The sequence below is a fragment of the Mucilaginibacter sp. NFX135 genome, assembly GCF_048565145.1.
Lineage (GTDB): Bacteria > Bacteroidota > Bacteroidia > Sphingobacteriales > Sphingobacteriaceae > Mucilaginibacter.
The window spans coordinates 2,291,001-2,305,272 of record NZ_CP183412.1; the positions used below are offsets into that span (position 1 = coordinate 2,291,001).

Consider the following 14,272-nt stretch of genomic DNA (forward strand, 5'->3'; position numbering starts at 1 on the left):
GAACTTACGGCCTAACCGCCCAGGCCAGGCCATCGGCTCCGCGTATATCAATATGTCCGGTTACGGTTAAGGTTTTGAGATCTATTACCGCTACGTAGTTATCGCCGGTGCAGCCAATAAAGGCACGTGACCCGTCGTCGTCTATCAGGATACCCGCGGCGCCATGGCCGGTGTTGATGCGCTTTAACTCTTTATGCGATGCGGCATCATAAACGAACAGATCGCCGGTTCTGAGGCTGCTCACCAGCACCCGCTTGCCATCGGGCGTAAACTGGAGCCGGTTTGCGCCTACAGCCTTCGCGTCGATTGTGCCGGTTAACTTTTTGGTAGTCAAGTCGATGATAGAAATAGCTCCGTCGGCGGCACCAGCGGTCCATAGTTCACGGCCATTGGGCGATACATCAAAGCCCTCAGAGCCTTTGGCCACCGGGATAACGGTTTGTACCCATTCATGATAGGCCGGGCCTGTAGCGTTGTCCTCCAAAATGCTCACCGTTGCCGCGTTAACGTTGGTGGTATAAGCCTTTTTCCCATCGCGGGTTACATAGATCATGTGCGTTCTGTCCTGACCGGTTCCCATGGCCCAATCGAATTTGGCGCTTGCCGGATCATAACTTCCAACCGCTTTGGAGCCCTCTGCCGAGAACCATACCTTACCATTGGCAAAAGCTAAGCCATGCGGCCCCATGAGCGGCCTGGTATCCAGGGAGGGCAGGGGCTTTTGCGCCATCAGATCGATCACACTGAGCTCATGAAGGCTCCCGCCGCCATAGATGGAAATATAAGCTGTTTTTCCATCCGCCGAAGCGATAACCTCATGCGGATCAGATCCCACCGGGATGCGTGCGAGCACTTTGAGGCTAACCGGATCAATTATGGCCAGAATATGATCGCTTTTGGAAAGTGCCAGCAGGGAACGAGCCGGGGTAGATTGCGCGGCACATCCTGTCGCAGCAAAAACTAAAGGTAGGCATAAAAAGCTTACCATAAATAATTTGATCAGGCTCAATTTTACGGTTTTAGAGATCGGGTTGTGCGCTGCTTTTTTCATTAGCTTACAGATTGAAGGAACAGATGATCATTCGTTTATTTATATGTAGACCAATTTAGGCAATATTATGTTTTAAGTTGAGGCGATTATCCCGCTAAATTCGGCCATAAGCACAAAATCCCTGTTCCTGTAGGTTTGAAGCCTAAAGGAGCAGAGGAGACTAAAAGCATGTTCTTAGTTAACCGGCACCACAAGCGGCTTTCCTTTTTCAACCACATAGGTGGCCAATTCTTTCGCGTTACCGGTGCCCACGTTTTTGGCTGAATGGGCCGTACCGGCAGGGATAAACAATACATCGCCGGCCTTGAGGGTTACGGGTGGTTTATCAGCTACATGGTATTCCAGTAAACCTTCCAGTACATAAATGATCTCTTCGCCGGGGTGTTTGTGTTTAACGGCCAGGGCTCCCGGTTCAAAGTCGATGCGTGCCTGTACGGTCTCGTGTCCCGGAATACTGAGATCATGGCGCTGCAGATCGTTACGCTTAACCCCCTGCTGCTGTGCCGGGGCGGAGGTTGAGATAGTTAATAAAGCCAGTGCAACTATAATAATGATACCGGCAAAGATGTCTTTTTTCGTTTCCATGGTTTGAATTTTTGTTTATTGATACAAAGGTGTGCTTAGTACAGTCTCCATTCAACCATTAAATAGGGCAAATGGACAATGAGAAAGCCGGATTAGTCATTCTCCGGTTTGAACGGGCTTGTAGTAACTAAGTTGCTTTTTTAAAATAATTGCAAAATATTGCACATTAAATGCAATTATTTGCTTTTAATTGCATAATATTGCAGTGTTAAATCAATCACCTTTAAAAATTTGAATGATGAGCAATCTTAGAAAAGCCAGAATAGCCAATTCGTTAATGTTTTTAGTTTGCGGCTTAGGTGTAGCCAGCTGGGCGCCGCTGGTACCATTAGCTAAAACCAGACTCGGGCTGGATAATGGCAGCCTGGGGCTTTTACTCTTGTTTTTTGGCGTAGGCGCTATGATCACCATGCCGCTTACTGGCAAACTGGTTACCCTCTTTGGGAGTAAACGGGTTATCGTGGTTTCGGGTACTTTGATCGCGGCCATATTGCCTTTGTTGTTGATCCTGGATCATACCTATCAAATGAGTATATGCCTGCTCATCTTCGGGGCATCAACCGGGGGTATTAATGTGGCCATGAACGCGCAAGCCATCAAAGTGCAGCAATCATACGGAAAACATATCATGTCGTCATTTCATGGTTTATATAGTATAGGTGGTTTGGTTGGCTCGCTGGGTTTTGGCTTACTGCTTAAAGCGGGCCTGGATGCCATGACTACCATCATCTTTATATCTATTTTACTGGTGCTCATTACTTATTCGCAGTTCTCCAGCTTAATGAGTGATGATCCGGCAAAAACACCGGAGAAAGCCCGCAAAGGTTTTACGCTGCCATCGGCCGCATTGCTGATCCTGGGTGCTATCTGCTTTATATCGGCCCTGGCCGAAGGAGCCATGTTGGATTGGAGCGCTGTTTTTTTAACCGCAAACCGGCATTTAAGTATCGAATTTGCGGGCGTAGGTTATGCCATGTTCTCGGTAGCCATGGCTATAATGCGTTTGACAGGCGACAGCGTTATCGCCGCCGTGGGGAGACTGAAGGTGGTGATATGGGGCAGCATCATCGCTTCGGTGGGATTGATCCTTGCTGTTTGTTTTCCGTATGTGAGTTTGGCCCTGGTGGGTTTTCTGATGGTAGGTCTGGGTTGCGCCAATATCATCCCCATTTTGTTTTCAACGGCTGGTAATATGCCAGGGCTTGCGCCGGCTTACGCGCTCCCGGTGGTTACTTCTATGGCTTATGCGGGTATACTGGCCGGCCCGGCGCTTATCGGCTTTATAGCGCAACTGCTTACCCTGCCGGTGGCATTGGGTATCATAGGGGTATGTATTTTATTTGCCGGCCTGATCTTTAAAATAAACGACGGCAGGATTAAGACCAACCAGTCGCCAAAGGAGGTTGAGGAAGTATTCTTTGAATAACTAAAACCGTATATTTATATATCATAAATAAACCAAATGGATACGCAAGCCATAGCGCTGGATTGGATAGATGCCTGGAATAAACGGGACATTGATCGGATCATGACGCACTACACCAATGATATTGTATTTTATTCACTCACCGTTACCAAACGCTGGGGCATTGCTGATGGAAAGATTAGCGGGAAAGAAAATCTAAAGGCACATTTTTTAAAAGGCCTGGAACTGGCCCCAAACCTGTATTTTGAGTTTATTGAGGTATTGAGCGGAACGGATGGCATCACCATTATTTACAAACGGGAAACAGGAGCTATGGTAGCCGATGTAGCCGTTTTGGACAGCTATGGTAAAGCTACGCTGGTAAAAGCTTATTATGGGCAGGTGAAATAAGCGCCGATCTGTAAAATACAAGATGCTTTCATTATGGATTCGGAAGATGGTGGTTTGGCTAAAGCCTGTAATTGTTTAATTATAGCTCGTTGGTTAAAACCAGCGGCAATGAAGGACGAATCAACTTTTTTATATTCATTGCCGTCCATTTATGGGACGGATAATAAAAATACTTGGAGGCTTTAGCCAAACCCCATATATAGTTTTTATTTTGATTATTCTGAACACCTTTGGTGCTTACACTACTTTCTCATAAAAATTCTCCACCTGCCGCATGGATTGCTTTTGATATTGCAGGGGCGAACAGCCGGCAAATTCTTTAAATGAGCGTATAAAGTGCGATTGATCGGCATAGTCGTTTTCATAGGCCAGATCGGTAAGGCGGTTGTGCTGGCCAAGGCGGATCTGGTTGAGCACAGCCTGGAACCGGGAGATCCGGGAATACAATTTAGGTGAGATACCTACATATTGCTTAAACCTGCGTTCAAAACTCCGTTCCGAAAGCTGCAGATAATCTTGCAACTCTTTGAGGGAGATATTTCCTTTTGATTGTACAATACGTGTTATGGCAAATTGCATGGCCTCATCTTCATACCGGGTATTTCTTTGCAGCTTAAAAAACAGATAGGCGCACAATACTTCTATACGATCGGCCAGCGAATCAGTCTCCAGTAGCTGTTCCGATAGTAAAACGCCGTCAGAGCGGGCTATCAGGTCAAGGCAGGTACAATCGTCGGTGAGTTCATTGGCATCAAACCCGAATATGGCTTTGAGCGCGTTGGGAAAAAAACAAACGCCAATGGTACTGAAAACGGTGCCAAACTGGATGTCGGCGTGGCGGGTTGATTGCCCGTAGATGAAAATATGGGGCAGCTTTTTATCAAACTGGTACATAGGTCCTTTATCCGGCGACTGAAAGATCAGGCCCGGACAGCCTTCGGCCATGGTTCTGAAGGAACGTGTAAACACAGCCGAATCATCGCTTTCCAGTGTCCAGAAAAAGCGGATGTGATTTTTTAGATAGTCAGGCGGTGATAACTGACGGTAGTTCATTATGGTTTCAAGCAGGTGATATGCAAATATAAATATATTCTTTATCAGATGTTTATGCGAAAATCTTCTTTTTTGAAGATAGTGGAAACGATCGGATTTGTCATCCTGAGGGGAGCGAAGGATCTATTCTTCAGTAGGCATGGCGCATACCCGCTCTTGGCCGCGGGAGGGCCAGTTACTTTGTAGCCACAAAGTAACCAAAGGGCTTGTCACCAGAAATGCTTCTTTGCCACACAAGGCCTTTACCCTGCAAACCGGACAGAACCACGGGCTGCAATTATTTGCCCTGCTTCGCACCCTCAATTCCGCCTCTTCTGCAAAACTTGCTATGCCCTTCCCTGCCGCACCACCCATCATCGTTCTGCCCGCTTTCACCTGAAGCTTATCTGCTGACGGAGAAGAAGAACGTATTGTTTAATCACTAATTCACTAAATCAGTAATTCACTAAAACAAAAAGCGCCCCTGGAAAACCAGAAAGGCGCTTTTTGTTTTAGTTTAGTTATAGTTAATCAATTACAGTGTTACCATATGTTTTAATCAATGAATCAATAATTAAAATGTTTACCTGCCGACGTTGAAAGAAATTCAATAATTCACTAAATCAATAATTCACTAATTACAAGGTTGCTATATCAATCACAAAGCGGTAACGTACGTCGCCTTTTAGCATGCGCTCGTATGACGCGGTGATGTCTTTGATATCGATCAGTTCAATGTCAGAAACGATATTATGTTCGGCGCAGAAATCAAGCATTTCCTGAGTTTCGGGGATACCGCCGATACCGGAACCTGCCATGCTTTTACGACCAGCCAGTAATGAGAATGGGTGAATGGAGTAAGGTTGCGATGGTACACCTACGCCAATCAATGTGCCGTTTGTTCTTAATAACGACAGGTACAGGTTCATATCATGCTCTGCCGAAACGGTATCCAGGATAAAATCAAAAGATCCTTTTACTGCTTTTAATTGCTCAGGATTAGAAGTAACCACAAAATGGTGTGCGCCCAATGCTTTAGCTTCTGCTTCTTTTGATGGTGATGTGCTCAGTACAGTTACTTCGGCACCAAAAGCCGCGCCAAATTTAACGCCCATGTGGCCAAGGCCGCCTAAACCTAAAACGGCTAATTTATGGCCTTTGCCCACTTTCCAGTGGCGTAATGGCGAGTAGGTAGTAATACCGGCGCAAAGTAGTGGAGCAGTTGCCGCCAGCGGTAATTTATCAGAAATGTGCAGTACAAATTCTTCCCGAACCACAATGGTGTTGGAGTAACCGCCATAGGTAGGTATTCCGCTGCGGTCTTTGTTGTTATAGGTTTGGGTATTGCCTTCTAAACAATATTGTTCCAAACCATCTTTACAGTTTTCGCAAACCTGACAGGAGTCAACCAAACAGCCAACACCGGCAAGATCATCTACTTTGAATTTTTTAACGTGATCGCCTACTTTAACCACTTTGCCCACAATTTCGTGGCCCGGCACCATTGGGAATATCCCCGGAAACCAATCGTTTTTGATCTGGTGCAGATCGGAGTGACATACACCGCAATATTGTATTTCTATCTGTACATCATGCGGCCCTACTTCACGGCGTTCAAAATCCCATGGCGCCAGGTCAGTTTCCGGCGTTTGAGCGGCATACGCTTTTGCTTGTATCATAATATGTTGCTTTTATGTTTTCGTTAAACAAAGTTAAAACGGAAGCCCTGAACGCCTGTTAAAGGTTTCAAAGTAATAATTATACTTTTCAAAGAGTTTTGCGCAAAGCCATAGGCGTGAGTCCGGTATGTTTTTTAAAAAAATTATTAAAATAAGATGCGTAATCAAATCCCAGGCTGCGCGCGATGTCGGCAACGCTCCAGTCGGTATGCGTTAATAATGATTTGGCCTCGTTCAAAATCCTGTCGTTAATATGCGCGGTGGTCGACCGGCCGGTTATTTCCCGTACTGCTGCATTTAAATGGTTTACATGTACAGATAGCTTATCGGCATAGTCCCCTGCTTTTTTTAACGCCAGCATATACCTGGGCGACTCCACCGGGAATTGTTTTTCGAGCAAACCTAAAAACAGGTTGGCTATGCGCGACGCGGCGTTTTGTGGTGTAAAATAGGCTATGGCCGGCTGCATTTTAATCGCTTCGTGGATGATGAGGTTGAGGTGATTGCGCAGCAGCTCATACCGGTAAGTATACTCACTGTCAAATTCCTGCAGCATGCGTTGAAAGATACTTTGGAGGTACTGTACCTGGGTTTCATCAAGGAAATATACCGGGTCGCCACCGGGTTTAAACAGGGTTGATTCTTCCAGGCTTTCTGTGCGGTTACCGGTTTGTAAAAACTCATCCGTAAAAAGACAGAAATATCCGGTACTGTGTGCATGGTCGCAGTCCCAGGCATAAGGTACCAGCGGATTGGTAAACACCAGGACGGGTTTATTGATGACGATAGCTCTGTTGGCATAGTTCAATTGACTGCTGCCGCCCAGCCACAGGGTAATCTTGTAAAAATCGCGGCGGTTATAGGCGCTCAGATCGCAGCTGGATTGGCAAATTTCTGCAACCCTAAACTGAACAGCTTCGCTGGTGATGGTGTCGTGATTATAAAAATTGTTTTGGGTTAACTCAGACGTTGGCATATCCAAAGTTAAACATTTCAAAGAAAAGAAATGGGGCAACGCTCAATGGCGGGTAATGCCCCATGAAAGGTCATGTCGACTCACCCCGACATCGCTGCGCTCGTCACCCCTCTCTCCGCTTCGCGCATAGAGGGGGTTTTAATTCTTTTTTTCTTTACCCTCTTTGCGGCAAAGCCGCAGAGGGGGTGGTCCAGCGAAGCGCAGATCGGTGAGTCGGCTCTGTGGCATGACTTTACGTTACGATTGATTTTGCAATTCGCGCACTTCGGCGTAGCCGCCAAACTCATAAATAGGGCAGGAGGCAGCTATCTGTGTAGCCTCATCTATATTGTCTGCTTTGAGCAGAAGGTAGCCTCCTATTATTTCGGTACCCACGCGGTGAATATCTGTTACAATACTGCCATTTTCTTTAATGATGCGGCCTTCCAGGGTTAACCCGCTGCCGCCGGCCAGTTTGCCCGCCGCACCCCATTGCTTGAACCAGGCAGCCCAGTTTTCCTGGTGTTGTTTAATGGCTTCGGCCGGATGTTCATCAACACGGCCATCCGGTTCTCTGAACAATACGATGTAATTTTTCATGATAGCTTATAATTTTACAATTATAAAATGAAACCTGTATAAATACAACGAATAGCGGTAGTAATGATCGACAATAATGACATTAAACAGACTGGTAAATGACATTTAGCTGACTTTTTATCCCATCGGGTTAAAAGATTATTTTTCAAAACACTTGCATCTATTGTATTATACCCGTTACATTTATGAAAATTATAAACCCAAATGCCGAAACACATCCTGATCGTTTATCTTCTGGTTACCTGTAGTGTGGCAGGTATCCTGTTCACGTCCTTTATTAAAAGCAGATATTTTAAAAAGGGCTAATTTAAAACCTGCCCATGTGTATGCGTAATAGCATGTACATGGGCACAAAGTTTTCCTCTGATTCTTACTGTTGCTCTTTCTGCTGCATCTTATACCTACAGACCTCTATTTATAACAAAGGCACCGCCCACAACTTTATTCAGTTGTAAGCGATGCCCATAAAGCCATCTGTAAAGATAATCAGACCAGATTAAAACCTGTCCAGATTCATTACTTTATTCCAGGCAGCTACAAAGTCATTTATAAATTTGTCCTGAGCGTCGGAGCTGGCATATAGCTCGGCAACGGCTCTCAGTTCTGAGTTGGAGCCAAATACCAGGTCGGCACGGGTGGCAGTCCATTTTACTTCGCCGGTAGTGCGGTTGCTGCCTTCATAAATTTCCTTATCTGCAGATGCGGCCTTCCATGCGGTGCCCATATCCAGCAGGTTTACAAAGAAATCATTGGTAAGCTGCCCTGCACGTGAGGTGAAAACGCCATGTTTAGAGCCATCAAAGTTAATATTCAATACACGCAAGCCACCTAATAATACGGTTAGCTCGGGTGCGGTAAGCGTAAGCAGGTGCGCTTTATCTATCAGTAATTCTTCGGTAGATACCGCGGCTTTGGTTTTACGATAATTGCGGAAACCATCGGCAGCAGGCTCCAGGTAACCGAACGATTCTACATCGGTTTGTTCCTGCGAAGCATCCATACGGCCCGGTTTAAAAGGAACGGTGATGGTATGACCACCATCTTTAGCTGCTTTCTCAATCCCTGCATTACCGGCCAGTACGATTAAGTCGGCCAGCGAAACTTTTTTACCACCCGCGTTAAATTCCTTTTGAATACCCTCCAGCACGCCTAATACATTTTGCAATTGCGCCGGGTTGTTCACCTGCCAGTATTTTTGCGGAGCCAGGCGAATACGGGCACCATTGGCACCACCGCGCTTATCAGAACCACGGAAAGTAGAGGCTGAGGCCCATGCTGTAGAAACCAGTTCGGATATGCTTAAGCCCGATGCCAGTATTTTCGCTTTCAAAGCGGCAACATCACTATCAGTTACCAATGGGTGATCAACCGCTGGGATAGGATCCTGCCAAAGCAGTTCTTCCTGTGGTACATCCGGACCCAGGTAACGTTCGCGGGGACCCATATCGCGATGTGTTAACTTGTACCATGCACGCGCGAAAGCATCGGCAAATTGATCCGGATTTTCCAGAAAGCGCCTTGATATTTTTTCGTAAGCGGGATCAAACCTTAAGGCAAGATCGGTGGTCAACATGGCAGGCTTATGTTTTTTAGAGCTATCATAAGCATCAGGAATAATATCTTCTGCGTCTTTAGCTACCCATTGGTGTGCGCCGGCTGGGCTTTTTGTTAGTTGCCATTCAAAGCCAAACAGGTTCTCAAAAAAGTCATTGCTCCATTTGGTTGGCGTTTTGGTCCATATTACTTCCAGTCCGCTGGTAATGGTATCGGCGCCTTTACCAGAGCCATAGCTGTTGCTCCAGCCAAAGCCCTGCTGTTCGATGCCTGCGGCTTCCGGTTCTTTGCCTACATTGTCGGCAGAGGCAGCGCCATGGGTTTTGCCAAAGCTGTGGCCACCGGCTATCAGCGCAACCGTTTCCTCATCATTCATGGCCATGCGACCAAAGGTATCGCGGATGTCTTTGGCGGCAGCAACGGGGTCGGGATTACCATCGGGGCCTTCTGGATTTACATAGATCAATCCCATCTGTACGGCTGCAAGCGGCTTTTCGAGGTTGCGGGAGTGGACATCGCCATCGGCATCCTCGTCTGTCACCAACACGCCATGACCTTCCTGTACGCCAGGAGAACCATGTGCATAGCGCAGGTCGCCGCCCAGCCAGGTAGTTTCGGCACCCCAGTATACTGATTCATCTGCCTCCCATGCGTCTTCACGACCACCGGCAAAGCCAAAAGTTTTAAAGCCCATTGATTCCAGCGCTATATTGCCAGTCAGGATCAACAGATCGGCCCATGAAATTTTGCGGCCATATTTTTGTTTGATAGGCCAAAGCAACCTGCGGGCTTTATCCAGGCTCACATTATCGGGCCAGCTGTTCAATGGTGCAAAACGCTGCAGACCAGCGCCAGCGCCTCCACGCCCGTCGCCTACGCGATAGGTTCCGGCACTGTGCCATGCCATACGGATAAACAAACCACCGTAATGACCAAAATCTGCCGGCCACCAATCCTGAGAGTCGGTCATCAGGGCATGAAGGTCTTTTTTCACTGCTTCCAGGTCGAGGCTTTTAAAGGCTTCGGCATAATTAAAGTCTTCACCCATGGGGTTTGATAACGAAGAGTGCTGACGGAGGATATTCAGTTTTAACTGATTGGGCCACCAATTATGGTTCCTGGTGCCGCCGCCACCAACATTATTCTTCATGCTGCCATTATGAAAGGGGCATTTACTGATGTCATTTGATTCGTTTTCCATTTTTATAAGTTTATGGTATCGGATTTAATTTCAAGAGGTATTCCTGACGATGATAAAATTAGGATATTGAAGTCAACAATCACAATCGATTAATTCTATAATCAATAGGTAAAATCTATGAGGACAGTACCTTGCTAAACACCTACTTACCTATGATCGTTCATAAGGTAACAACCAATTCCCAACCTTTTGAGAACCGTTCCCGGTATTGTAACAAACGGGCATGTACTTGTTTCAGCGCGTTAACCATGTTTGCCGGTAATTTATTATTACGGCAGGCCATAAATTCGTCTGTTCGGGTTATGCGGATGTTGGTTTCTTAGTATAATTATTATTGTACCTCATCTAATTCCTGAAGCTTTTCTTTTACGAATGCTGAGTGCTCTGTTCCCCATTTATCAATTTGGGATAAAATGGGGAGGATGCTTTTACCAAGATCGGTAAGCCGGTATTCGGTTTTCTTTGGATACACATCTTCGGAATATTTATCAACAACATCAAAGGACAGCAATTTTAAGCGAACGGCGTAAGAATTATCCCGATGAGACACGTAGAAAGAAAGGCACGCCAGGATGGCTTGCTTTTTTGTTTTCTTATACTCAGGACGACAAACTTCTTTATAGCTTAGATAAATTCTTTAAAACACACCTGCTATGGTAACAAGGGCGTTGGCCAGTTCATCATTAACGCTTACGGCGCAGGCCAGTACGTTTTTAACGCCATGATGATAGCCGTTGCTGATCTGCACCAGGCAGGTGCCGCAGCTGCCCATGCCACAGCATAAACCAAAACCAGGGATGGCCAGCTGATCGGAGATCAGTGTCATCAAGCTATAGTACTGGTTAGGGTAGGTCTGTACCTCGGTAATGTGACCCTGGTAGGCTACTTTGAATCGGATAGTGTTTTCTGTTACCGGCATCTTTGGGAAAATGACTATTCAAAAGAAAAACTATTTTGTGATTTAACCTAATTGATGCAAATTTTACTCCCATCCAAAACTTATCCTATGGCAATTTCCTATTGCATCTTAACAAGCTGTTGCATTAAAGCCTATATTTGTTGTAATAAAGTTCTTTACTTTTTTTCAGCAGTGTGGTTTCCTGCCTTTACCGGGCAGGGATTAATAAGGAACCGTGTGCAAATCACGGGCTGTCGCGCAACTGTAAGTAACTATAAAAAATTGATGCCCTTTACCAGGTCCATTGACCGCCAGCCGGCGGTTGAGAAGGATGGCAGCAATGTTACAAGCCAGGATACTTGCCCCACTGTATAAAAGACAATGCTTTCGCGTTTTGAAGCAGTAGTCAAAGAAAAAGAATAGCACTATGGGCAATCATCGCCTGTGGGCTGTGCTTTTGCCTTTTATTACCATTTCCCGAAAGCATACCGAAAACCGTAAGGAGCATTAATTCCATTTAATGTTTAACCAAAAAAGTTTTATGCGTATGCTCAAAAACAATCTCGGGTATCCTCGTGTAGGTGCCCTCCGTGAACTCAAAAAGGCCAGTGAAGTATACTGGGCCGGTCAATCCACCCGTGATGAGCTGTTTGCCGTTGCCCGTAAACTACGTATTAGTCATTGGCAAACCCAGGTTGATGCCGGTATCGACCTTATTCCCTGTAACGATTTTAGCTTTTATGACCAGGTATTGGATACTTCGCTCATGCTGGGTGTTATCCCAGAGCGTTATACCCCGGTTTTAACCCAGAACAAGGCCAATGCCGAGATCGACCTGTATTTTGCCATGGCCCGCGGTTATCAAAAAGACGGCCTGGATGTAACCGCCATGGAAATGACCAAATGGTTTGATACCAATTACCACTACATTGTACCCGAGTTTGTACAGAACCAGCAGTTCAGGTTGTTTTCTGAAAAGGTATTTGATGAATTTACGCTTGCCAAACAACATACCGGTACCACACCCAAGCCGGTGCTGATCGGTCCGGTAAGTTACCTGTTACTGGGTAAAGAGAAACAGGCGGGTTTTAACAAGATCGACCTGATCAAAAAACTGGTACCGGTTTATATCGAAGTATTGAAACGCCTGAAAGAATACGGCGCGGTTTGGGTACAGCTGGATGAGCCTTTCCTTGCCCTTGATTTGACTCAGCAGGAAAAAGAAGCTTTTGCGTATGCCTACGCCGAGATCAGCAAAAATACTCCGGGTATTAAAATATTGCTTACTACTTATTTTGAAAGCCTGAAAGATAATACCCAGCTGGCGGTAAACCTGCCGGTAAGTGCGTTGCATATCGACCTGGTGCGCGCCCCGCAGCAACTGGACGAAGTACTTACCCTGCTTCCCGAAAAACTGAGCCTGTCATTAGGTGTGATTGACGGCCGCAATATCTGGAAAAACGATTACATCAAATCCATATCGCACATTAAAAAAGCTATTACGGTATTGGGTAAAGACAGGGTGATGGTAGCGCCAAGCTGCTCCCTGCTGCATACCCCGTTTGACCTCGACCTGGAAACCACCATCAACACCGAAATCAAAAATTGGATGGCCTTTGCCAAACAGAAGCTGAACGAGGTGAACGAGCTGGCTCAGATCATCGAAGGTAATAACGATATGCTGCAGGCCAATATTCAGGCTATCAGCAGTCGTAACCTGTCAAAACTGATCCATAAGCAGGAGGTTAAACAACGCACAGCCGCTATCACTGATGCCGACGCACGCCGGGACAGTCCGTTCAGTGATCGCCAAAAAATACAACAGCAGCGTTTTAAGCTACCCCTGTACCCTACAACTACCATAGGCTCGTTTCCGCAAACTAACGATATCCGCACGCTGCGTGCACGCCTCAAAAAAGGCGAGCTAACCGAAGCCGAGTACGACGAGCAAATAGAAAAGGCCACCATAGAAGCCATTCGCTGGCAGGAAGAGATTGATCTTGATGTATTGGTGCATGGTGAATTTGAACGTAACGACATGGTAGAATACTTTGGTGAGCGTTTGGAGGGGTTCCTGTTCACCAAAAACGGTTGGGTGCAAAGCTACGGCAGCCGCTGTGTTAAACCGCCGGTTATTTATGGCGATGTAAGCCGCCCGGCAGATATGACGGTGCGCTGGAGCAGCTTTGCACAGGCCAATACCGACAGGCTGATGAAGGGTATGCTTACCGGTCCGGTTACCATACTGCAATGGTCGTTTGTGCGTGATGATCAACCCCGTTCCGAAACCACTTACCAGATAGCTCTGGCCATTCGCGATGAAGTGGTCGCCCTGGAGCAAGCCGGCATTAAAGTGATCCAGATAGATGAACCCGCCATACGCGAAGGTTTGCCGCTGCGCAAAAAAGATTGGGAAAACTACCTGAACTGGGCGGTACAGGCATTCCGTATATCGGCCAGCGGCGTAAAGGACGAAACACAGATCCATACCCACATGTGTTATAGCGAGTTTAATGACATTATTGGAAACATCGCCGATATGGACGCCGATGTGATCACTATAGAGACTTCACGTTCGCAAATGGAACTGCTTAACGCCTTTGCCGATTTTAAATATCCCAACGAAATTGGTCCCGGTGTTTATGATATTCATTCACCACGCGTACCCACGGTTGATGAGATGGCGGCGCTGCTCGAAAAAGCCTCGGCATTGTTACCAGCGGGCAATTTATGGGTTAACCCCGACTGTGGTTTAAAGACCCGTAAATGGCCCGAAACACAAACCGCGCTGGTGAATATGGTACAGGCTGCAAAACAACTTCGTCAGTTAGTTGTAGAAACAACAGTTTCCTGACGTCAAAAACAGGCAATTTCCGTATAATTGCCTGTTTTTTGAAGAAT

Annotated in this window: 13 protein-coding genes and 1 riboswitch; of the genes, 3 read left to right on the top strand and 10 right to left on the bottom strand. The window is 46.3% G+C overall.

From position 1 onward, the window contains the following. Positions 1-4: 4 nt before the first annotated feature. Together ACNURT_RS09895 and ACNURT_RS09900 are read right to left on the bottom strand one after the other, a co-directional pair. Positions 5-1,051: a YncE family protein gene (locus ACNURT_RS09895; protein ID WP_419701606.1), complete on the bottom strand. Its 1,047-nt coding sequence runs from the start codon at positions 1,049-1,051 to the stop codon at positions 5-7. 174 nt (positions 1,052-1,225) lie between these two features. After that, positions 1,226-1,636, bottom strand: coding sequence for a cupin domain-containing protein (locus ACNURT_RS09900; RefSeq protein WP_419701607.1), 411 nt, complete (start codon positions 1,634-1,636; stop codon positions 1,226-1,228). 238 nt (positions 1,637-1,874) lie between these two features. Between ACNURT_RS09900 and ACNURT_RS09905 the strand changes: the two genes are divergently transcribed. After that, entirely contained in the window at positions 1,875-3,062 is a 1,188-nt protein-coding gene (locus ACNURT_RS09905; protein WP_419701608.1) for an MFS transporter, read from the top strand. A gap of 36 nt (positions 3,063-3,098) precedes the next feature. Continuing rightward, a complete protein-coding gene (locus ACNURT_RS09910) occupies positions 3,099-3,452 on the top strand; it encodes a YybH family protein (RefSeq protein WP_419701609.1) in 354 nt (117 codons plus the stop codon). A gap of 237 nt (positions 3,453-3,689) precedes the next feature. On the opposite strand, the gene ACNURT_RS09915 is transcribed toward ACNURT_RS09910, so the two are convergent. From ACNURT_RS09915 to ACNURT_RS09950, 8 genes are all read right to left on the bottom strand, one after another. Further along, positions 3,690-4,505: a DUF6597 domain-containing transcriptional factor gene (locus ACNURT_RS09915; protein ID WP_370994618.1), complete on the bottom strand. Its 816-nt coding sequence runs from the start codon at positions 4,503-4,505 to the stop codon at positions 3,690-3,692. Between the two features lie 617 nt (positions 4,506-5,122). Then, entirely contained in the window at positions 5,123-6,163 is a 1,041-nt protein-coding gene (locus tag ACNURT_RS09920) for an NAD(P)-dependent alcohol dehydrogenase (RefSeq protein WP_419701610.1), read from the bottom strand. 88 nt (positions 6,164-6,251) lie between these two features. Next, entirely contained in the window at positions 6,252-7,139 is an 888-nt protein-coding gene (locus ACNURT_RS09925; RefSeq protein WP_419701611.1) for a helix-turn-helix domain-containing protein, read from the bottom strand. A gap of 237 nt (positions 7,140-7,376) precedes the next feature. Next, entirely contained in the window at positions 7,377-7,718 is a 342-nt protein-coding gene (locus ACNURT_RS09930) for a YciI family protein (protein WP_370994615.1), read from the bottom strand. Between the two features lie 496 nt (positions 7,719-8,214). Further along, positions 8,215-10,473, bottom strand: a complete 2,259-nt coding sequence (gene katG / locus ACNURT_RS09935) for a catalase/peroxidase HPI (RefSeq protein ID WP_419701612.1) — start codon at positions 10,471-10,473, stop codon at positions 8,215-8,217. Between the two features lie 160 nt (positions 10,474-10,633). After that, complete coding sequence (locus ACNURT_RS09940; protein WP_419701613.1) at positions 10,634-10,756, bottom strand: hypothetical protein; 123 nt, start codon at positions 10,754-10,756, stop codon at positions 10,634-10,636. A 48-nt stretch (positions 10,757-10,804) separates the two neighbouring features. Then, positions 10,805-10,984 (bottom strand): winged helix-turn-helix transcriptional regulator, encoded by a 180-nt coding sequence (locus tag ACNURT_RS09945; RefSeq protein WP_419701614.1) that lies wholly within the window; start codon positions 10,982-10,984, stop codon positions 10,805-10,807. Positions 10,985-11,110: 126 nt separating this feature from the next. Then, on the bottom strand, positions 11,111-11,392 hold the full coding sequence (locus ACNURT_RS09950) for a 2Fe-2S iron-sulfur cluster-binding protein (RefSeq protein WP_419701615.1): 282 nt from the start codon (positions 11,390-11,392) through the stop codon (positions 11,111-11,113). Positions 11,393-11,549: 157 nt separating this feature from the next. Further along, positions 11,550-11,753: riboswitch (cobalamin riboswitch) on the top strand. Between the two features lie 165 nt (positions 11,754-11,918). Here ACNURT_RS09950 and metE point away from each other — a divergent pair. Continuing rightward, a complete protein-coding gene (gene metE / locus ACNURT_RS09955) occupies positions 11,919-14,225 on the top strand; it encodes a 5-methyltetrahydropteroyltriglutamate--homocysteine S-methyltransferase (RefSeq protein ID WP_419702124.1) in 2,307 nt (768 codons plus the stop codon). The last annotated feature ends 47 nt before the right edge of the window (positions 14,226-14,272 follow it).